Raw genomic sequence first — 19,629 nt, forward strand, 5'->3', positions numbered from 1 at the left:
GGTGCCAGTCATGCCGCCATCGCAGGCAAGCCAGCTCCCACATTGAGCGCGTTCCTTCCTCAACAAATATAAAAAGAGGCACCCCCCATGCACCCTGAATCCCTCACCGGGCAGGCACCCTTAGTCACGCCCAGCCGAAAGCGTTTTTTCATCATGGTGCTGCTGTTCATCACCGTGGTGATCAACTACCTAGACCGCAGCAACCTGTCGATTGCCGCGCCTGCGCTGACCAGCGAGCTGGGTATCGACCCGGTGCAGGTCGGGCTTATTTTTTCCGCTTTCGGCTGGACTTACGCGGCCATGCAAATCCCCGGCGGCTGGCTGGTTGACCGCGTGCCGCCGCGCATTCTCTACACGGCCGCCCTGCTGCTGTGGTCGATTGCCACCGTGATGCTCGGTTTCGCCGCCAGCTTTATCGCGTTGTTCGTGTTGCGCATGGCCGTTGGCGCGTTGGAGGCGCCGGCCTATCCCATCAACAGCCGAGTGGTCACCACCTGGTTTCCCGAGCGCGAGCGCGCCACGGCTATCGGCGTCTACACCTCCGGGCAATTCGTCGGCCTGGCGTTCCTCACCCCGGTACTGGCGTGGCTGCAGCATCAGTACGGCTGGCACATGGTGTTTGTGGTGACCGGTGGCGTTGGCATCCTGTGGGCCGCGATCTGGTACGCGGTGTATCGCGAGCCCAAAGATTTCAAAGGCGCCAACGAAGCCGAAATCCAATTGATCCGCGACGGTGGCGGGCTGGTGGACATGCAGGCGAAAACCGTCAAGGCACCCTTCAGTTGGACCGACCTCGGCATCGTGCTGAGCAAGCGCAAGCTGTGGGGCATTTACCTGGGCCAGTTTTGCCTGAACTCCACGCTGTGGTTCTTCCTGACCTGGTTCCCGACGTACCTGGTGAAATACCGCGGCATGGACTTTATCCAGTCTGGTTTGTTGGCCTCCTTGCCGTTCCTGGCCGCTTTTGTGGGCGTGCTGTGTTCGGGGGTGTTTTCCGATTGGTTGATCCGTCGTGGCGCCTCGGTGGGCTTTGCCCGCAAGTTGCCGATCATCAGTGGGCTGCTGATTTCCACGGCGATCATCGGTGCCAATTACGTGGACTCCACGGCGTGGGTCATCGCGTTTCTGGCGGTGGCATTTTTCGGCAATGGCCTGGCGTCGATCACCTGGTCGCTGGTTTCGACCTTGGCGCCTGCGCGGTTGCTGGGGCTCACCGGAGGCGTGTTCAACTTCATCGGTAACCTGTCGGCAATCGCTACGCCCATCGTGATTGGCTTTCTGGCCAGTGGTTCATCGTTTGCACCGGCGATTACTTACATCGCGGTGCTGGCGTTGCTCGGCGCGCTTTCCTACATATTACTGGTAGGCAAGGTCGAGCGGATCGAGCTGTAAAAAAGGGCGACCTTGGAGTCGCCCTTCTTTCGCGATTACGGCACCGACATTTCGTTATGGAAAATGTTGTGTGGGTCCCAGCGCTGCTTGGTACGCCGCAGGCGGCTTTCGATGATCAGGTCGGGAAAGAAGATCTTGTACCACTGTGGGTTTTTGCCATTGGCCGGATTGCCACCGATGTAGGTCATATCGAGGTCGGGATAATTGATGTAACAACCTTCAAACTCGTCGTTGATCGGTACGCCCTGATCATCGGCGAACGCGTTGAAGTACAACCCTCGGATCCAGTCGGCATGGGCTTGATCCGAGGCGGCGCTGTCACCGCGCCAGTAACATTGTGGTTGCCACTTGAGGTATGACGAGCGCTGAGCGGCCGACGAATCCCGGCGCACCGGCCCGCTGGCGGCGTTGATCTGGCCGCCGAAAGACTGAATCTGAATGAGGCTTTGTGTCAGGTGGTTATCAGGGTCTGGCCAGGTCAATGTGGTCCAGATGGCGTCCAGCACTTGAGGGCTGAAAGGGCCCTTCTGGTAGGCCGATTTATAGCGCCCACGCTGGTTGTCCCCCGAACCGTTCAATGTCTGTTGGCACACCAGCCAGTCCAAGCGTTGAGAGGCTGCTCGGGCGGATGACACTGAGTCGATGGTGCGCCCGTTGGTAGTGCTGCGCGGCAGATGGATGACGTGAAATGGGACCAGGGACTCTGTAGCGGGCAGGCCAATGGCTGTGAGCATCTTGTCGACGAAGTCATCGAAGGGCGCCCGATCGTTCAGCTCGCCATCCTTGTCCACATAGTGAATACCCAGGGTCACATTGCCTGTGTGCTGGTGGCGCATCTCCAGCTTGGTCGCCAGGCCCCAAGTGTCCGTGTTGCTTTGATTGCTGGCGAACCATGACTGATAGGCCACCAGCAGGTTATCGAGTGCAGGCTTGGTCAGTACCGACCAGTCCCATTCCAGCACCAGCCACAGTACCTCTTTCGGTGCCGGTGGCAGGTCTTTGAAGTAATAGCTGGTGATGATGCCGAACTGTCCGCCACCGGCACCGCAACACGCGGCGAACAGGTCCAGTTCGTCCTGATTGGTGCTGTTGCGAGAAACGTGGCGCGGTTCGAGGCCTTTGCCAAGGCTGTCGGGCACCAGGATATCCACACCGCTGAGCCAGTCACATACCAGTCCATACTTGCGCGACAGCAGCCCATAGCCGCCTCCGCAAATATGCCCGCCCAAACCCACTGAATAACACGAGCCACCGGGCAGGGTTTTGTTGGCCAGCTTGTATAACGCGACATAGGCATCCCAGTTTTGTCCGCCGGCTTCCAGGCGAAAGCTGTGGCGTTCAGCAGCGCTGGGGTCCAGCTCGGAGCCGATTTGCCCATTGGCGTCGTAGACCACCTGGTTCAACGCACTGATATCCAGAATCGACAGTACCTCAAGTGGACTGTCGGGCATCTTGTTGGCGACAAAGCCTTCGTAGCAATGACCACCACTGCGTACGGTGATGCGTCCCTCGGGAAGGGCCAATGCCTGCGCGGCGGCGTCAATGATGTCTTGTGGGCTGCGGCAGAGGTAGATCAGGTTGGCGCCATTTTGCGAAGACTGACCCTGCACATTGCCCAACGGCCAGCGTAGGTTGAAGCCCTTTTGCAAGGTTGAGTGACGGGAGTCTGAAGAGGTAATGAGATCAAAGGCCATGATGTACTCCTGAGAGCCAGGGATGACTTCTGATGCAACTAACTTAACGACCGGGAAGCAAGAAATGCGGGGGGCTTGCGAGGGTGGTTAGACGGCAATAGGCATGGAAGTGCGTTGGGGTGACGTGGTGTCACCCCTCAGCGTAGCGCAAGTATCAAAACGCAGGTGCTTACTTGCGTGCGTTGCGCACACCTGCCGACAGCGCCGCGCAATGACTCAGCACGCCATCGATCGCTTGCTGGTCGCTGCCGGCATTGGCGATGTGATCGATCAGTGCCGAACCCACCACCACACCGTCGGCCAGGCGCGCAATGGCCGCAGCTTGTTCCGGTGTACGAATACCGAAACCGATGCTGATCGGCAGGTCGGTGTGGCGACGCAGACGCGTGACCGCTTCTTCGACGTGTTCCAGCGTGGCGGCGCCGGCACCGGTCACGCCTGCTACCGACACGTAATACACAAACCCGGAACTGCCGTTGAGCACCGTCGGCAGGCGCACGTCATCGGTGGTCGGCGTGGTCAGGCGGATAAAGTCGATGCCCGCGGCCTGAGCCGGGTCGCACAACTCGCCGTTGTGTTCAGGTGGCATGTCGACCACGATCAGGCCGTCGACGCCGGCTGCCTTCGCATCGGCAATAAACTGCGGCACACCGTATTTGTGAATTGGGTTGAAGTAGCCCATCAACACCAGGGGGGTGTCGCTGTCGTCGGTGCGGAACTCGCGGACCATTTGCAGGGTTTTCGCCAGGTTTTGCTTGGCGTCCAGCGCACGGATATTAGCCAGTTGAATCGCCGGGCCGTCTGCCATCGGATCGGTGAAGGGCATGCCCAGCTCGATCACGTCGGCGCCGGCGGCCGGCAAGCCCTTGAGGATCGCCAGCGAGGCGTCATAACCCGGGTCGCCAGCGGTGACGAAGGTCACCAGGGCGGCGCGGTTTTGTTCCTTGAGTTGCGCAAAGCGGGTTTGCAGGCGGCTCATTTAGTGTTTCTCCTGCTTGGACTGTTCCATGTGATGCATCACGGTCTGCATATCTTTGTCGCCACGGCCCGAGAGATTGACCACCATCAGATGATCCTTGGGCAGGGTCGGCGCGCGCTTGAACACCTCAGCCAGGGCGTGGGCGCTTTCCAGCGCAGGAATTATCCCTTCCAGGCGGCAGCATTTGTGGAATGCATCCAGGGCTTCGTCATCAGTTACCGAGGTGTACTGGACGCGGCCGATGTCATGCAACCAGGCGTGCTCAGGGCCGATGCCGGGGTAGTCGAGGCCGGCGGAAATCGAATGAGCGTCGATGATCTGGCCGTCGTCGTCCTGCAGCAGGAAGGTGCGGTTGCCGTGCAGCACGCCGGGTACGCCGCCGTTGAGGCTGGCGGCGTGCTTGCCGGTTTCGATGCCATGGCCCGCTGCTTCGACGCCGATGATTTCGACGCTGGTGTCATCCAGGAACGGGTGGAACAAGCCCATGGCGTTGGAGCCACCGCCGATGCACGCCACTAGGCTGTCCGGCAGGCGGCCTTCCTGGGCTTGCAGTTGGGTGCGGGTTTCCTTGCCGATCACGGCCTGGAAGTCGCGCACCATGGCCGGGTAAGGATGTGGGCCGGCCACGGTGCCGATCAGGTAGAAGGTGCTGTCGACGTTGGTCACCCAGTCACGCAGGGCTTCGTTCATGGCGTCTTTGAGGGTGCCGGTGCCGGCGACCACCGGGATCACTTCGGCACCCAGCAGCTTCATGCGAAACACGTTGGCCTGCTGGCGCTCGATATCGGTGGTGCCCATGTAGATCACGCATTGCAGGCCGAAGCGCGCGGCAACGGTAGCGGTGGCTACGCCGTGCATACCGGCACCGGTCTCGGCGATGATGCGCTTCTTGCCCATGCGTCGCGCCAGCAGGATCTGGCCGATGCAATTGTTGATCTTGTGCGCGCCGGTGTGGTTCAGCTCTTCGCGCTTGAGATAGATCTTGGCGCCGCCACAGAACTCGGTCAGGCGTTCGGCGAAGTACAGCGGGCTTGGGCGTCCGACGTAATCGCGCTGGAAGTAGGCCAATTCTTCATTGAACGCTGGATCCACCTTGGCCGCTTCGTATTCACGGGCCAGGTCGAGGATCAACGGCATCAGCGTTTCAGCCACGTAGCGGCCGCCGAACGCACCAAACAGGCCGTTGGCGTCAGGGCCGTTGCGTAGATCGGTCTGGGACTGGGTCATGGGACGCTCCAGGAAGAGATGTGTTTAAAGGCAATGACGGTCACTCTACTCGTGACGCCTTGGCCTGAAAACCGATAAGATCGCCATAACCTGTCAGGAAAACTCACAGATGAGCCGCGACCTTCCACCCCTCAATGCCCTGCGCGCGTTTGAAGCCACCGCCCGCCTCAGTAGCGTCAGCCAAGCCGCCGAGCAACTGCACGTGACCCACGGTGCGGTCAGCCGGCAGTTGAAAGTACTGGAAGAACATTTGGGTGTGAGCCTGTTCGTCAAGGATGGACGTGGCCTTAAACTCACAGATGCAGGCGTTCGGCTTCGGGATGCCAGCGTGGAGGCTTTCGAGCGGTTGCGGGACGCGTGCGCCGAACTTACCCAAAGCAGCGCCGACGCACCCTTTGTGCTCGGTTGTTCGGGTAGCTTGCTGGCGCGCTGGTTTATCCCCCGGCTGGGGCGCTTGAATGCCGACTTGCCCGATTTGCGCCTGCACCTGTCGGCGGGCGAAGGCGATCTGGACCCCCGGCGGCCTGGCCTGGACGCCTTACTGGTATTCGCCGAGCCGCCGTGGCCGGCCGATATGCAGGTGTATGAGCTGGCCAGCGAGCGAATCGGCCCGGTGTTGAGCCCTCGTTTCGCAGGTTTTGAACAGTTGCGTCAGGCTCCAGCAACGGCATTGCTAAGCGAAGCGTTGTTGCACACCACCTCACGACCCCAAGCCTGGCCCAGCTGGGCGCGGCAACACGGCATCGAGCCCGGCGCGTTGAAACTCGGCCAGGGGTTTGAGCACTTGTATTATTTGCTGGAAGCGGCAGTAGCAGGATTGGGAGTGGCGATTGCGCCAGAACCACTGGTGGCAGAGGACCTGCGAGCGGGTCGCCTGGTGGCGCCGTGGGGCTTCAGCGAAACCCCGGCGCACCTGGCTTTGTGGCTACCCAAGCGCGCCGCAGACGGGCGCGCCGGGCAGTTGGCGCAATGGCTCAAGGCTGAGCTGTTGCGTCAACCGGTGTAACCGGTCAATCAGTCACCGCGCTTGCACAGCAGGTAAGCCGCCAGCAGGCCCAGCGCGCCCACGGCGACGCCCGCGGTCGTCCATGGGTGCTCTTGTGCGTAGTCACGGGTGGCAGCGCTGGTTTCGCGGATTTTGACTTTGCTTTCTTCATAGGCGTCGCTGATCAGGTGGCGAGAGTGCTTGAGGGCGTTCTCGGCATTGCTTTTCAGGGCCTTCAGCGTTTTGCGCGACTCATCGGACGCGTCGTCCTTGAGGCTCTCCAGAGATTTGAGCAGGCTCGAAATCTCGGCTTCCATGCTTTCCAGCGACGCTTTGCGTAAAGAAGTGTTGGCCATGTGGACATCTCCTGAAGTGATTGAGTGGCGTGTGTAGATACCGACTGCGCCGGTTTCAGAAAGTGCAGTAATTCTGAACTTTCACCTCCAAGCGGTCGCCAGAAGCAGTAAGCACATTCGCTGCTAGTCTTGATTGACGACCTACAGGAGAAACGCCATGAGTGATCATCACACCTACAAGAAAGTCGAATTGGTGGGCTCTTCCACCACCAGCATCGAAGACGCAATCAACAATGCTCTGGCTGAAGCCAACAAAAGCATCAAGCACCTGGAGTGGTTCGAGGTGACTGAAACCCGTGGTCACATCAAGGATGGCAAGGCTGCGCACTTCCAGGTCACCCTTAAAGTGGGATTCCGAATTGCCAGTAGTTGACCGGGTGAATTGAACTTTGCCCGCTGGCCGATTGCCATAACCTGCGCTACAAACAACGGGTGCCGATGCGATGAGCGTCGGCACGCTCTTTTTTGATCAGCGCAAGGAAGGTAACGGATGAAGAAGTTTCTGTTGGCGGTGGGTTTGTTGAGCATTGCGGGTACGGCTCTGGCGGCCGGTAAGCCTTGTGAAGAGCTGAAAAGCGAAATTGCAGCGAAAATCGACGCCAAGGGCGCTTCGGGTTATTCGCTGGAAGTCGTGGATAAAGGCGCTTCGACCGACGCTAAAGTGGTCGGCACCTGCGAAGGTGGCACCAAGGAAATCGTCTACAAACGCGGTTAATCTCGTGTTGCAGACATAAAAACGACGCACAGGTGCGTCGTTTTTTTCGCCTGGGATTTAGCCCTTCATCACCTGTGCCAGCAGCTCGTAGGAATGAATCCGGTCGGCGTGCTCATAAAGGTCACTGGTAAAAATCAGCTCATCGGCGCCGGTCTGCTCGATCAACACCTCCAGCTTGGCGCGAATCTTCGCCGGGCTACCCACCATGGCCAGGCCAAGGAAGCTACCCACTGCGTCTTTTTCATGGGGCAGCCACAAGCCGTCCATGGTGTTTACCGGTGGGCGCTGCACCAGGCTCTGGCCGCGCATCAGCGCGAGGATGCGTTGGTACATCGAGGTGGCCAGGTAATCGGCCTGTTCATCGGTATCGGCTGCCACCAGTGGAATGCCGAGCATCACGTAGGGCTTGTCCAGTACCGCCGAAGGCTTGAAGTGATTGCGGTACACACGAATCGCCTCATGCATCAGGCGCGGTGCGAAGTGGGAGGCGAAGGCGTAGGGCAAGCCACGCTCACCGGCCAATTGCGCGCTGAACAGGCTCGAACCCAACAGCCACACTGGCACATTGGTGCCCGTGCCCGGTACAGCGATCACCCGTTGGTCGGGCGTACGCGGGCCCAGGTAGGCCATGAGTTCGGCTACGTCTTCGGGGAAGTCATCGGCACTGCCGGAGCGTTCACGGCGCAGGGCGCGAGCGGTCATCTGGTCAGAACCGGGCGCGCGGCCCAGGCCCAGGTCGATACGGCCTGGGTAGAGGCTTTCCAGAGTGCCGAACTGTTCGGCAATCACCAATGGCGCGTGGTTAGGCAGCATGACGCCGCCGGAACCGACACGAATGGTCGAGGTGCCGCCAGCCAGATAGCCGAGCAATACTGAAGTGGCCGAACTGGCGATGCCATCCATATTGTGGTGCTCAGCCACCCAGAAGCGGTTGTAGCCGAACTTTTCCACGTGTTGGGCCAAGTCCAGGGAATTGCGCAGCGATTGCGCCGGGCTGCCATTGGCACGCACGGGCACCAGGTCGAGGGTCGAAAACTTTACGTCGGACAGCGATTTCATCAGCCTGCTTCTCCAATAGGGCGTACAGGCTTTTTTAAACCAGCTAAAACCTGCCGCTGCATGTGCATACTTCATGCAATGAGGGCATATACCCGAGATTCAATAGGTGGCTCCGAAATTTCCTACTGTATCGATAGGTTTCTCCGACAAGGTGAACTTTGCCCACGGGTCTATCCTCAGAACCCTTACTGACGCAAAACCACCGTTCGAGGAGAAAGCTATGAGTATCGTTAAAAAGGCATCCGCGCATTGGGAAGGTGATCTGAAGACAGGCCTGGGCTCCATTTCCACTGAAACCGGCGTGCTGCGCGAAGCGCCCTACGGCTTCAAGGCCCGTTTCGAGGGCGGCAAGGGCACCAACCCTGAAGAGCTTATCGGCGCAGCTCACGCCGGCTGTTTCTCCATGGCGTTTTCCATGATTCTCGGCGATGCCGGGCTCAAGGCTGACAGCATTGATACCCAGGCCGAAGTGACCCTGGACCAGGTCGAGGGCGGATTCGCGATCACTGCCGTGCACCTGATCCTCAAAGCCAAGATCCCGGGCGCGAGCCAGGCGCAGTTCGATGAATTGAGCAAAAAGGCCAAGGAAGGGTGCCCGGTGTCCAAAGTGCTGAATGCAACCATCACCTTGGATGCCACGCTGGTCAACTGACACAGCAGTACTCATGTGTGGGAGCGAGCAAGCCCGCTCCCACATTTTCAGTTGTGCGTTAAATCAGAACTCGTGTTTGTAAAATGTGGTCGAATAGCCCATGCAGCCTAGGCGCACACTCGTGCGCAGCGCATTCAGGGAGCTACACACATGAAACGTTTTGCCTTGGCAATCATCTGCGGTGTATTGGCCACTTCGGCCGTGGCCGCGCCAAAAGATTGTGAAGAGCTCAGGAAAGAAATCGAAGTGAAGATCCAGGCCAAGGCGATTCCGTCCTACACCCTGGAAATAATCACTGCCGAAGAAGCCGAGAACCATGACAGCGCCATGATCGTCGGTTCGTGCGAAAACGGTACCAAGCGCATCATCTATCAGAAAAACAATGACTGACTCAGATGCAGTTGACGCTGCGTTCTTCGGCCAGCAACTGGCGCGCTGAGTCATACAGCCGGATGTTGGGCGTGAACGCCAGCGAGCGACCTTCGAGCACATAGCGTTGGCCGGCCTGGAAATGGTCGTACTGCAGGGTCATGAAACAGGTGCGATACATCATCTGGCTAAGGCCCCCCAAACCGCCGCCGGCGGGCACTTCAAAGTCAAAGCGCACCATCAGCTCGTGAGGGCCGGGAGGCATTTGGAAGAAGCGCCCGTCGTTGAGGTTTTTCCCGTCCAGGCGCTGAGCCATGACCAATTTGGAGCCCGGCGTCGGCGTGGTGAAATCCACCCAGGCCTGTTGCGGGTCGACAGGCGGGATGGGGGCCGAAGTGCAAGCGCTGAGCAGGAGGGCGGCAACGGGCAATGGAAACTGACGCATGGCAGGTACTCAACGCGAGAAGAGCCTTGAGTATAAACATGCCGCGCCATGGAAAAATTCCGTTCAAGCGCGATAGTCTGGCGAATAAATCACCCAGGAGCAGTCGGGGCATGATCAGGTGTTTTCTTCCAGGGTTGATGGTTGTGCTACTCAGCGGTTGTTCCAGCGTCAGTTATTACAGCCAGTTGGCGAGCGGTCAGTGGCAGTTATTGCGGGCCCGGGAGCCGGTTGCCGAAGTCATCGCCGACCAGACTCGCCCTCAACTATTGCGCGAGCATCTCGTGCAATCGCAAAAAGCTCGCACCTTTGCCAGTGAGCACTTGCATCTGCCTGATAATCAAAGCTACCGGTTATACGCCGATATCGGCCGGCCCTATGTGGTCTGGAATGTCTTCGCCACGCAGGAATTTTCTCTGGCTCCTGAAAACCACTGCTTTCCTATCGCCGGTTGCGTTGCCTATCGCGGCTACTACAACCAAGGCGCGGCGCGTGGCGAGGCGGCGCTGTTGCGGCAACAAGGCATGGACGTGTCGATCGGTGGCGTCGAAGCCTATTCCACCCTGGGGTGGTTCAACGACCCGATCATGAGTTCGATGATGAGTTGGGGTGATGAGCGCCTCGCGACTCTGATCTTCCACGAACTGGCCCACCAGCGTTTCTACGTGAAGGATGACACCGAGTTCAACGAGTCATTCGCCACGTTCGTCGAGCAGGAAGGCACCCGTCAGTGGCGGGCGGCACGGGGCCTGGCGCCTGTCAGCGATGCGGCGTTGAAGCAACGTGATCAATTCATCCGGCTGATTCTCGATACCCGCAAACGCCTGGAGGCATTGTATGCGCAGCCGTTGGCAGCGCAGGTGATGCGGCAGGCCAAGGCCGTGCAGTTCGAGCGCTTGCGCACTGAATACCGGCAGATGCGTGATAGCCAATGGGGTGGCGACAAGCGCTATGACGCTTGGATCAACCAGCCGATGAACAATGCGCGACTGCTGCCATTCGGGCTGTATGACCGGTGGGTGCCGGCGTTTGCGGCGTTGTTTGCGCAGGAGGGTGGGGATTGGGTGAGGTTTTATAAGGCGGTGGAAAGGTTGGGCGGGTTGCCGGTTGCGCAGCGTAAAGCAGCGTTGAGGCAGTTGGAGAGTGTTGGCCCTTAGGGCCTCATCGGGGGCAAGCCCCCTCCCACATTTTGATATGTGAACACATTCAAGTGTGGGAGCGGGCTTGCTCGCGAAAGCGGTTTCAAGAGCGCTGCAAAAATGCCTGGTGCATCTGTGCCAACGTCTCGAAGTGCCAGGTCGGCGCCTCGGCACTCAACTCTTCGAAACTGCCGAACCCATACCCTACTGCCGCCGAATCCAACCCATTGCTGCGTGCGCCGATCAGGTCATGCTTGCGATCACCGATCATCAAGGTAGTGGCCGGGTCCAGCCCTTCCTCACGGATCAAGTGGGCGATCAACTCGACCTTGTTGGTACGCGTGCCGTCCAGTTCGCTGCCGTAAATCACCTTGAAGTGCTTGGCAAAGTCGAAATGCCGCGCAATCTCGCGGGCAAATTCCCACGGTTTGGAGGTGGCCACGTACAGCCGGCGCCCTTGGCTGTTCAGGTCTTCCAGCAGCGGCAGGACGCCGTCGAATACGCGGTTTTCATACAGCCCGGTGACCTTGAAGCGCTCGCGGTAGAAATTCACCGCTTCCCAGGCCCTGGCCTCGTCGAAACTGTAGAACTGCATGAACGCTTGCAGCAGCGGCGGGCCGATGAAGTGTTCAAGCTTGGTCAGGTCAGGTTCGTCGATACCCAATTTGCCAAGGGCGTACTGGATCGAACGAGTGATGCCCTCACGCGGATCGGTGAGCGTGCCGTCCAGGTCGAAGAGGACCGTTGGGTGGTTGAGGGTCATTGATCGAATCCTTCTGCCAGGTGCAGGTCTTTGAGCTTCACGTAGTTCGCAGCGCTGTAGGTGAAAAAGGCGCGCTCCTTGTCAGTCAGCGCGCGGACCTGTTTAACCGGGCTGCCCACATACAAAAACCCACTGTCGAGTTTCTTGCCGGGTGGCACCAGGCTGCCGGCGCCGATGATCACGTCGTCCTCGACCACGGCACCGTCCATCACGATGCTGCTCATGCCGATCAAGACGCGGTTGCCCACCGTGCAACCATGCAGCATGACTTTGTGGGCGATGGTCACGTCGTCGCCGATCAGCAGCGGGAAACCATCAGGATTGAACGGCCCTGCATGGGTAATGTGCAACACGCAGCCGTCCTGCACACTGGTGCGTGCGCCGATGCGGATGCGGTGCATGTCGCCGCGAATCACCGTCAGCGGCCAAACCGAGCTGTCGGGGCCGATTTCGACATCGCCGATCACCACCGCCGAAATATCGACAAAAGCCCCGGCGCCCAGGGTTGGCGTGTGGTTCTGATAGGTGCGAAGGGTCACGATAGCCTCTCTCTCTTCTGCTGATAGCTGCGGTGGGTGTTGATTGTAATTAAGATGGCCCCATCTTTGTTCTTACATGTTTCTTCAGCCAAGGTGCCAACCGTGAGCGCGAACAACCCTCTTTTGCAGTCCTACGACCTGCCGCCGTTCTCGGCGATCCGTGCCGAGCACGTCCAGCCGGCCATCGAACAGATCCTCGCCGACAACCGTGTGGCTATCGCAGACATCCTGCAAAGCCAGGGCAAAAATCCGACATGGGCCGGTCTGGTCCTGGCCATGGATGAACTGAACGACCGCCTTGGCGCTGCCTGGAGCCCGGTCAGCCACCTCAATGCAGTGTGCAACAGCGCCGAGTTGCGTGAAGCCTACGAGGCTTGCCTGCCCGCCTTGAGCGCCTACTCCACCGAGATGGGCCAGAACCGTGAACTGTTCCAGGCTTTTGAAGCCCTGGCCAACAGCCCAGAGGCCGCTGGTTTCGACGTGGCGCAAAAAACCATTCTGGAACATTCCCTGCGCGATTTCCGCCTGTCGGGCATCGACCTGCCGCCGGAGCAGCAAAAGCGCTACGCCGAAGTGCAAAGCAAGCTGTCCGAGCTGGGCAGCAAATTCTCCAACCAGTTGCTGGACGCTACCCAGGCCTGGACCAAACACGTCACCGATGAAGCCACCCTCGCCGGCCTGACCGACTCGGCCAAGGCGCAAATGGCTGCCGCCGCCCAGGCCAAGGGCCTCGACGGCTGGCTGATCACCCTGGAATTCCCCAGCTATTACGCCGTGATGACCTATGCCCAGGACCGCGCCCTGCGTGAAGAGGTCTACGCGGCCTACTGCACCCGTGCGTCGGACCAGGGCCCGAATGCCGGTCAGAACGATAACGGCCCGGTGATGGAACAGATTCTCGACCTGCGTCAGGAACTGGCCCAATTGTTGGGTTACGCGTCCTTCGCCGAGCTGAGCCTGGCTACCAAGATGGCCGACTCCAGCGACCAGGTGCTGAGCTTCCTGCGGGATCTGGCCAAACGCAGCAAGCCGTTCGCCACCCAGGATCTGCAACAGCTCAAGGCTTACGCCGCCGAACAAGGCTGCGCCGACCTGCAAAGCTGGGACAGCGGTTTCTATGGCGAAAAATTGCGTGAGCAGCGTTACAGCGTGTCCCAGGAAGCCCTGCGTGCTTACTTCCCGATCGACAAAGTGCTGGGCGGCCTGTTTGCCATTGTGCAACGCCTGTACGGCATCGAGATTGCCGAACAGAAGGGCTTCGACACCTGGCACCCGGACGTTCGCCTGTTTGAAATCAAAGAAAATGGCGAGCATGTCGGGCGCTTCTTCTTCGACCTGTATGCCCGCGCCAACAAGCGTGGCGGTGCCTGGATGGACGGTGCCCGCGATCGTCGTCGCACCGTCGATGGTGTGCTGCAAAGCCCGGTCGCCAACCTGGTGTGCAACTTCACGCCAGCCGACAGCGGCAAGCCTGCGCTGCTGACCCACGATGAAGTCACCACCCTGTTCCACGAATTCGGCCACGGCCTGCATCACCTGCTGACTCGCGTCGAGCACGCCGGTGTATCCGGGATCAACGGCGTGGCGTGGGACGCGGTGGAATTGCCGAGCCAATTCATGGAGAACTGGTGCTGGGAGCCCGAGGGTCTGGCGCTGATCTCCGGCCACTACGAAACGGGCGAGCCATTGCCCCAGGACCTGCTGGAAAAAATGCTCGCGGCGAAGAATTTCCAGTCCGGCCTGATGATGGTGCGTCAGCTCGAGTTCTCGTTGTTCGACTTTGAGCTGCACGCCACTCATGGCGATGGCCGCAGCGTGGCGCAGGTGCTTGAAGGTGTACGCGATGAAGTCTCGGTGATGCGTCCGCCGGCCTACAACCGCTTCCCCAACAGCTTCGCGCACATCTTCGCCGGTGGTTATGCGGCGGGTTACTACAGCTACAAATGGGCCGAAGTGCTCTCGGCCGACGCCTTCTCCAAGTTCGAAGAAGACGGTGTGCTCAATGCCCAGACCGGGCGTGCGTTTCGCGAAGCGATCCTGGCGCGTGGCGGTTCCCAGGCGCCGATGGTGCTGTTCGTCGACTTCCGCGGACGGGCGCCGTCGATTGACGCACTCTTGCGCCACAGCGGCCTGAGTGAGGACGCGGCAGCATGAGTGAAGCGCCTGTGATTACCAAAAAGCAATTTATCGCCGGGGCTGTCTGCCCGGCGTGCAGTGAGCCGGACAAATTGAAGATGTGGACCGAAGACAACGTGCCGCACCGCGAATGCGTGGCCTGCGGGTATACCGATACGCTGAATGATCAAGGCTTGTCGGTGCCCAAGGAGCTGGGCACGCGGGTCAATACGTCTGCGTTGAAAGCGCCGGCGGATCCGAAAGTGCAGGCGGTGCAATTCTTTCCTAACCCGAAGCTCAAAAAAGACTAAAACCTGACTCACTGTAGGAGCAAGCTCGCTCCTACAGTTTTTTCTCTTCCTTACCCGTCGTGGTGACCCAGTCTTTCATTGAGCACAACGCGAACGCACTGGTGCTGCAATCGCCATTCGCCAAAGCTGTACGCAACTTGTCGACATCGGCTTTCATCATGTAGCGAACCACGTCCTTGAAGCCATTGCTGCTGCCGAAACCACCCAAGGTCATCTCGTTCAGCGCGTCCTCCTTGCTCCATCCCTGAACCACCACTCGATACATCGCTGCCATCAGGCCGGTCCGGTCGGCGCCGTGCTTGCAGTGCATCAACACCGGGCCATCTGCTTCTGCTGTCTGAATCGCTCTGATCGCCGCCAACACGTCGGAATCGTCGACATGGTTGGTGCGATAGCTCAACTGCACCTGTTTGATATCAGATGATTTAAGCCACTGCGCATCAGATTCCGGCAAAAAGTTGATGACGGTAGCGATTTTGAGTTTTTCCAAAATGGGCAGCGCATCACCGTCTGGCAATGCACTGCGATAGAGCGTGGGTGTCATTTGATGCAGGTTGTATTGGTCACCCACTGGTTGGGCCCATTCCGGTGAGCGGATCGAGACCGCGTCATCGGCCTGGGCTTGAAGTGTGTTGAACAGGGCCATGACCGCCAAGCCGAGGATAGGCAGTAATCGTGTGTTGAACATGGACAGTGTGACCGAATAAGGAAGTGGCTGATGGGCCGCAGAGTCACTTAAGGGCGGTCAATGTCGCGTGAGGTCTTCGTCAAAGAATTGTGATTCATCCGATCTGATCCGGTGTTTTTCTCGCTGAATCGACTCTTCTCAATTCTTAGCCTGCTATCATTTGTAACTATTGTTTGCCAATGTGTTCTATGTTTTTGGATCCCATTGCTTGGCAAGCCTTCACGCTGCTCCCAGAAGCGGCGGATAAACCCGTGACCACATGATGAGGTGTACCCATGTCTGATCAAGATCAAGACAACCCCCGGCGTGACTTTCTACGCAAATCCTTGACCTTGATCCCGGTGGTCACGGTTGCCAGCACCGGCCTGGGTGGTTCGATGCTGATGGCCACGCCGGAGCCTGCCCAAGCGGCGCCGGCCAAACCTGCGACGAGCGATAAAGCCTATGAGCCGAGCTATTTCACGGCCGAGGAATGGGCGTTCATCAACGCCGCCGTCGAGCGCTTGATTCCGGCTGATGCCCAAGGCCCTGGCGCACTGGAAGCTGGCGCGCCGGAATACATCGACCGTCAGATGAGCACGCCCTACGCCAGCGGCGCCCTGTGGTTCATGCAAGGTCCCTTCAACGCCGATGCGCCGCCGGAAATGGGCTGGCAGAGCAAATTGGTACCCAAGGAAATCTATCGCCTGGGTATCGCTGCAACGGACGCTTGGTCGAAAGCGTTCAACGGCAAGGCTTTTGCTGCGCAAGACAGCGCTACCCGAGACGATATGTTGCGCCGTCTGGAGGCTGGCGGCAGCGAAGTTGCCGCGCATTTCGACGCCGTGCCGCCAAAGATGTTCTTTAACCTGTTGCTGCAAAACACCAAGGAAGGTTTCTTCTGCGACCCGATCCATGGCGGCAATAAAGGCATGGTCGGCTGGACCATGATCGGCTTCCCCGGCGCCCGCGCCGACTTCATGGATTGGGTGGAACGCAACGAGCAATACCCCTTCCCGGCTGTTTCCATTCGCGGCGAGAGGGCATAAACGTGGCGACCATCATGAAGAAAGTGGATGCAGTGATTGTAGGCTTCGGCTGGACCGGCGCGATCATGGCCAAGGAGCTGACGGAAGCAGGCCTCAACGTGGTAGCGCTGGAGCGCGGCCCGATGCAGGACACTTATCCGGACGGCAACTATCCCCAGGTCATCGACGAATTGACCTACAGCGTGCGTAAGAAGCTGTTCCAGGACATTTCCAAAGAGACGGTAACCATTCGCCATAGCGTGAATGATGTGGCCTTGCCCAACCGTCAGCTCGGTGCATTCCTGCCCGGTAATGGCGTGGGCGGCGCGGGGCTGCACTGGTCGGGCGTGCATTTTCGTGTCGATCCGATCGAGTTGCGTATGCGCAGCCATTACGAGGAACGCTACGGGAAGAACTTCATTCCCAAGGACATGACCATCCAGGATTTCGGCGTCAGCTATGAAGAGCTGGAGCCGTTTTTCGACTATGCGGAAAAAGTCTTCGGTACCTCCGGGCAGGCCTGGACGGTCAAGGGCCAGTTGGTAGGCGAAGGCCGTGGGGGCAACCCTTACGCGCCGGATCGCTCCAACCCGTTCCCGTTGGAGGCGCAGAAGAATACGGTCTCCGCACAACTGTTTCAGAAAGCAGCGACGGAGGTGGGTTACAAGCCTTACAACCTGCCTTCGGCCAATACGTCGGGGCCATACACCAACCCCTACGGCGCGCAGATGGGGCCGTGCAATTTCTGCGGCTTTTGCAGTGGCTACGTGTGCTACATGTATTCCAAAGCGTCGCCGAACGTGAACATCCTGCCGGCCCTGCGCCAGGTACCCAACTTCGAGTTGCGGCCCAATTCCCACGTACTCAAGGTCAATCTCGACAGCACCAAGAAAAAAGCCACCGGCGTGACCTATATCGATGCCCAGGGCCGCGAATGCGAACAGCCGGCAGACCTGGTGATTCTCGGCGCGTTCCAGTTCCACAACGTGCGTCTGATGTTGTTGTCGGGCATCGGCAAACCCTACGACCCGATTACCAATGAGGGCGTGGTGGGCCGCAACTTCGCCTACCAGAACATGGGCACCATCAAGGCGTTCTTTGATAAGGACACCCACACCAACAACTTCATTGGCGCGGGCGGCAATGGCGTGGCCATCGACGACTTCAACGCCGACAACTTCGACCACGGCCCCCACGGCTTCGTGGGGGGCTCGCCGATGTGGGTCAACCAGGCGGGCAGCCGGCCGATTGCCGGTACTTCCAACCCGCCGGGCACGCCGGCCTGGGGCAGCGCCTGGAAGCGTGCCACCGCCGATTACTACACCCACCAGGTGTCGATGGATGCCCACGGTGCCCATCAATCCTACCGGAGTAACTACCTGGATCTGGATCCGGTTTACCGCGATGCCTACGGCCTGCCGCTGCTGCGCATGACGTTCGACTGGCAGGAAAACGACATCAAGATGAACCGCTTCATGGTCGAGAAAATGGGCAAGGTCGCACAGGCGATGAACCCCAAGGCCATCGCCGTGTTGGGTAAAAAAGTCGGTGATCACTTCAATACCGCCTCTTACCAGACCACCCACCTCAACGGTGGCGCCATCATGGGCACCGACCCGAAAACCAGTGCGTTGAACCGCTACCTGCAGTGTTGGGATGTGCACAACGTGTTCGTCCCGGGCGCGTCTGCTTTCCCACAGGGCTTGGGCTATAACCCTACCGGCCTGGTGGCAGCTTTGACCTATTGGTCAGCTCGAGCAATCCGCGAGCAGTACCTGAAAAACCCCGGCCCACTGGTTCAGGCATAAGGAGCGATGACCATGAAAGCACTCGTTATCGCCTCCCTGGCGCTCTTCAGCAGCTGCTCGGTGAGCGCTGCGGAATCTGACTTGATCAAGCAGGGTGAATACCTGGCACGTGCCGGCGACTGCGTGGCTTGCCACACCGCCAAAGGCGGCAAACCCTTCGCCGGTGGCCTGCCGATGGAAACGCCCATCGGCGTGATCTATTCCACCAACATCACCCCAGACAAGACCGGCCTGGGCGACTACAGCTTCGAAGACTTCGACAAGGCTGTGCGCCATGGCGTCGCCAAGAACGGCAGTACGCTTTACCCGGCGATGCCCTATCCGTCCTACGCGCGTGTCAGCGATAGCGATATGCAAGCGCTGTATGCGTACTTCATGAAGGGCGTCGAGCCGGTCGTCCAAGAGAACAAGGACAGCGATATCCCCTGGCCTTTGAGTATGCGTTGGCCGTTGGCCGCGTGGCGCTGGATGTTTGCGCCGGCGGTCGAGGCGCAACCGTCACCAGCCGCAGCGGATCCGGTGATCAGCCGTGGCGCGTATTTGGTGGAAGGCCTGGGACACTGCGGCGCCTGCCATACGCCGCGTGCCCTGACCATGCAGGAAAAAGCCCTGAGCGCCACTGACGGCAACGACTTCCTGTCCGGCAGCGCGCCGTTGGAGGGCTGGATTGCGAAAAGCCTGCGTGGCGACCACAAGGACGGCCTCGGCAGCTGGAGCGAAGAGCAACTGGTGCAGTTTCTCAAGACCGGTCGCAGTGACCGCAGTGCGGTGTTCGGTGGTATGAGCGATGTTGTCGTCCACAGCATGCAGTACATGTCAGAAGATGACTTGACCGCTATCGCCCGTTACCTCAAGAGCCTGCCGGCGGTGGACCCCAAGGATCAGCCGCACCAGTACGACAAGCAGGTGGCCGAGGCGCTTTGGAAAGGTGATGACAGCAAACCGGGCGCCTCGGTGTATATCGACAACTGCGCGGCCTGCCACCGCACCGATGGTCATGGCTATACGCGGGTGTTCCCGGCGCTGGCGGGTAACCCTGTAGTGCAGACGGCGGACGCCACGTCGTTGATCAACATTGTGTTGAACGGCGGTACCTTGCCGGCGACGCATACCGCGCCGTCCACCTTCACCATGCCGGCGTTCGCCTGGCGCCTGTCGGACCAGGAAGTAGCCGATGTGGTCAGTTTTATCCGTGGCAGCTGGGGTAACCAAGGTGCGCCGGTAAACGCCAGCGATGTGGCAGGCCTGCGCAAAAGCGATATGCGCACTACGTCGGGTGATGATCTGGGGCAGGTGACGCAAAAGCACTGATCCCACTCTAGCCGCCCAACGGCACTGGTCAGCAACCCCGCGCCTCGATACTGTATATAAAAACAGTATCGAGGCGTT

21 protein-coding genes are annotated in these 19,629 nt (G+C 59.4%); 12 read left to right on the forward strand and 9 right to left on the reverse strand.

The features are described from left to right. Positions 1 to 87: 87 nt before the first annotated feature. Entirely contained in the window at positions 88 to 1,392 is a 1,305-nt protein-coding gene (locus IH404_RS01035; RefSeq protein WP_005783401.1) for an MFS transporter, read from the forward strand. 35 nt (positions 1,393 to 1,427) lie between these two features. On the opposite strand, the gene IH404_RS01040 is transcribed toward IH404_RS01035, so the two are convergent. From IH404_RS01040 to trpB, 3 genes are all read right to left on the reverse strand, one after another. Further along, positions 1,428 to 3,086, reverse strand: coding sequence for a BBE domain-containing protein (locus tag IH404_RS01040; protein WP_005783402.1), 1,659 nt, complete (start codon positions 3,084 to 3,086; stop codon positions 1,428 to 1,430). Positions 3,087 to 3,255: 169 nt separating this feature from the next. After that, a complete protein-coding gene (gene trpA / locus IH404_RS01045; RefSeq protein ID WP_005783403.1) occupies positions 3,256 to 4,065 on the reverse strand; it encodes a tryptophan synthase subunit alpha in 810 nt (269 codons plus the stop codon). Continuing rightward, the gene (trpB, locus tag IH404_RS01050; protein ID WP_005783404.1) at positions 4,066 to 5,292 is read right to left on the reverse strand and encodes a tryptophan synthase subunit beta; all 1,227 of its coding nucleotides are present in this window, start codon (positions 5,290 to 5,292) and stop codon (positions 4,066 to 4,068) included. A gap of 109 nt (positions 5,293 to 5,401) precedes the next feature. Here trpB and IH404_RS01055 point away from each other — a divergent pair, with 109 nt between their 5' ends. Then, the gene (locus tag IH404_RS01055) at positions 5,402 to 6,298 is read left to right on the forward strand and encodes a LysR family transcriptional regulator (RefSeq protein WP_005783405.1); all 897 of its coding nucleotides are present in this window, start codon (positions 5,402 to 5,404) and stop codon (positions 6,296 to 6,298) included. Between the two features lie 8 nt (positions 6,299 to 6,306). Here the strand turns inward: IH404_RS01055 and IH404_RS01060 are convergent, their stop codons facing one another. Next, positions 6,307 to 6,633, reverse strand: a complete 327-nt coding sequence (locus tag IH404_RS01060) for a DUF883 family protein (protein WP_003187304.1) — start codon at positions 6,631 to 6,633, stop codon at positions 6,307 to 6,309. A 157-nt stretch (positions 6,634 to 6,790) separates the two neighbouring features. On the opposite strand from IH404_RS01060, the gene IH404_RS01065 reads away from it, so the two are divergent. Next, entirely contained in the window at positions 6,791 to 7,006 is a 216-nt protein-coding gene (locus IH404_RS01065) for a dodecin (protein WP_005783406.1), read from the forward strand. A 117-nt stretch (positions 7,007 to 7,123) separates the two neighbouring features. Then, entirely contained in the window at positions 7,124 to 7,348 is a 225-nt protein-coding gene (locus IH404_RS01070; RefSeq protein ID WP_005783407.1) for a DUF1161 domain-containing protein, read from the forward strand. A 57-nt stretch (positions 7,349 to 7,405) separates the two neighbouring features. Here IH404_RS01070 and IH404_RS01075 read toward each other — a convergent pair whose 3' ends face one another. After that, positions 7,406 to 8,407, reverse strand: a complete 1,002-nt coding sequence (locus IH404_RS01075) for an LLM class flavin-dependent oxidoreductase (RefSeq protein WP_005783408.1) — start codon at positions 8,405 to 8,407, stop codon at positions 7,406 to 7,408. 220 nt (positions 8,408 to 8,627) lie between these two features. On the opposite strand from IH404_RS01075, the gene IH404_RS01080 reads away from it, so the two are divergent. Both IH404_RS01080 and IH404_RS01085 read left to right on the forward strand, forming a co-directional pair. Further along, entirely contained in the window at positions 8,628 to 9,059 is a 432-nt protein-coding gene (locus tag IH404_RS01080; protein WP_003187311.1) for an OsmC family protein, read from the forward strand. A 150-nt stretch (positions 9,060 to 9,209) separates the two neighbouring features. Further along, a complete protein-coding gene (locus IH404_RS01085) occupies positions 9,210 to 9,449 on the forward strand; it encodes a DUF1161 domain-containing protein (RefSeq protein ID WP_005783409.1) in 240 nt (79 codons plus the stop codon). 1 nt (position 9,450) lies between these two features. Here the strand turns inward: IH404_RS01085 and IH404_RS01090 are convergent, their stop codons facing one another. Further along, positions 9,451 to 9,873, reverse strand: a complete 423-nt coding sequence (locus tag IH404_RS01090; RefSeq protein WP_005783410.1) for a hypothetical protein — start codon at positions 9,871 to 9,873, stop codon at positions 9,451 to 9,453. A 110-nt stretch (positions 9,874 to 9,983) separates the two neighbouring features. On the opposite strand from IH404_RS01090, the gene IH404_RS01095 reads away from it, so the two are divergent. Further along, positions 9,984 to 11,027, forward strand: coding sequence for an aminopeptidase (locus IH404_RS01095; protein ID WP_005783411.1), 1,044 nt, complete (start codon positions 9,984 to 9,986; stop codon positions 11,025 to 11,027). 85 nt (positions 11,028 to 11,112) lie between these two features. Here IH404_RS01095 and IH404_RS01100 read toward each other — a convergent pair whose 3' ends face one another. Continuing rightward, positions 11,113 to 11,772, reverse strand: a complete 660-nt coding sequence (locus tag IH404_RS01100) for an HAD family hydrolase (RefSeq protein WP_005783412.1) — start codon at positions 11,770 to 11,772, stop codon at positions 11,113 to 11,115. Beyond that, positions 11,769 to 12,311 (reverse strand): gamma carbonic anhydrase family protein, encoded by a 543-nt coding sequence (locus IH404_RS01105; RefSeq protein ID WP_005783413.1) that lies wholly within the window; start codon positions 12,309 to 12,311, stop codon positions 11,769 to 11,771. Before IH404_RS01105 ends, IH404_RS01100 begins: the two co-directional genes overlap by 4 nt. Positions 12,312 to 12,365: 54 nt before the next feature. On the opposite strand from IH404_RS01105, the gene prlC reads away from it, so the two are divergent. Together prlC and IH404_RS01115 are read left to right on the forward strand one after the other, a co-directional pair. Next, on the forward strand, positions 12,366 to 14,465 hold the full coding sequence (gene prlC / locus IH404_RS01110) for an oligopeptidase A (protein WP_194439675.1): 2,100 nt from the start codon (positions 12,366 to 12,368) through the stop codon (positions 14,463 to 14,465). Beyond that, positions 14,462 to 14,737 (forward strand): YheV family putative zinc ribbon protein, encoded by a 276-nt coding sequence (locus IH404_RS01115; RefSeq protein ID WP_005783415.1) that lies wholly within the window; start codon positions 14,462 to 14,464, stop codon positions 14,735 to 14,737. Before prlC ends, IH404_RS01115 begins: the two co-directional genes overlap by 4 nt. 31 nt (positions 14,738 to 14,768) lie before the next feature. On the opposite strand, the gene IH404_RS01120 is transcribed toward IH404_RS01115, so the two are convergent. Continuing rightward, positions 14,769 to 15,425, reverse strand: a complete 657-nt coding sequence (locus IH404_RS01120; protein ID WP_005783416.1) for a dual specificity protein phosphatase family protein — start codon at positions 15,423 to 15,425, stop codon at positions 14,769 to 14,771. Between the two features lie 275 nt (positions 15,426 to 15,700). On the opposite strand from IH404_RS01120, the gene IH404_RS01125 reads away from it, so the two are divergent. The 3 genes from IH404_RS01125 to IH404_RS01135 are packed head-to-tail and all read left to right on the forward strand — an operon-like array spanning position 15,701 to position 19,551. Beyond that, positions 15,701 to 16,453 carry a gluconate 2-dehydrogenase subunit 3 family protein gene (locus IH404_RS01125; protein WP_005783417.1) on the forward strand — a complete coding sequence of 251 codons (753 nt, stop codon included), beginning with the start codon at positions 15,701 to 15,703 and terminating at the stop codon, positions 16,451 to 16,453. Positions 16,454 to 16,455: 2 nt separating this feature from the next. Beyond that, a complete protein-coding gene (locus IH404_RS01130; RefSeq protein WP_005783418.1) occupies positions 16,456 to 18,240 on the forward strand; it encodes a GMC family oxidoreductase in 1,785 nt (594 codons plus the stop codon). 12 nt (positions 18,241 to 18,252) lie between these two features. Continuing rightward, positions 18,253 to 19,551, forward strand: coding sequence for a cytochrome c (locus tag IH404_RS01135; protein WP_005783419.1), 1,299 nt, complete (start codon positions 18,253 to 18,255; stop codon positions 19,549 to 19,551). The last annotated feature ends 78 nt before the right edge of the window (positions 19,552 to 19,629 follow it).

The sequence above is a fragment of the Pseudomonas sp. OST1909 genome (genome assembly GCF_015277575.1).
In the GTDB taxonomy this organism is placed as follows: Bacteria; Pseudomonadota; Gammaproteobacteria; order Pseudomonadales; family Pseudomonadaceae; genus Aquipseudomonas; species Aquipseudomonas synxantha_A.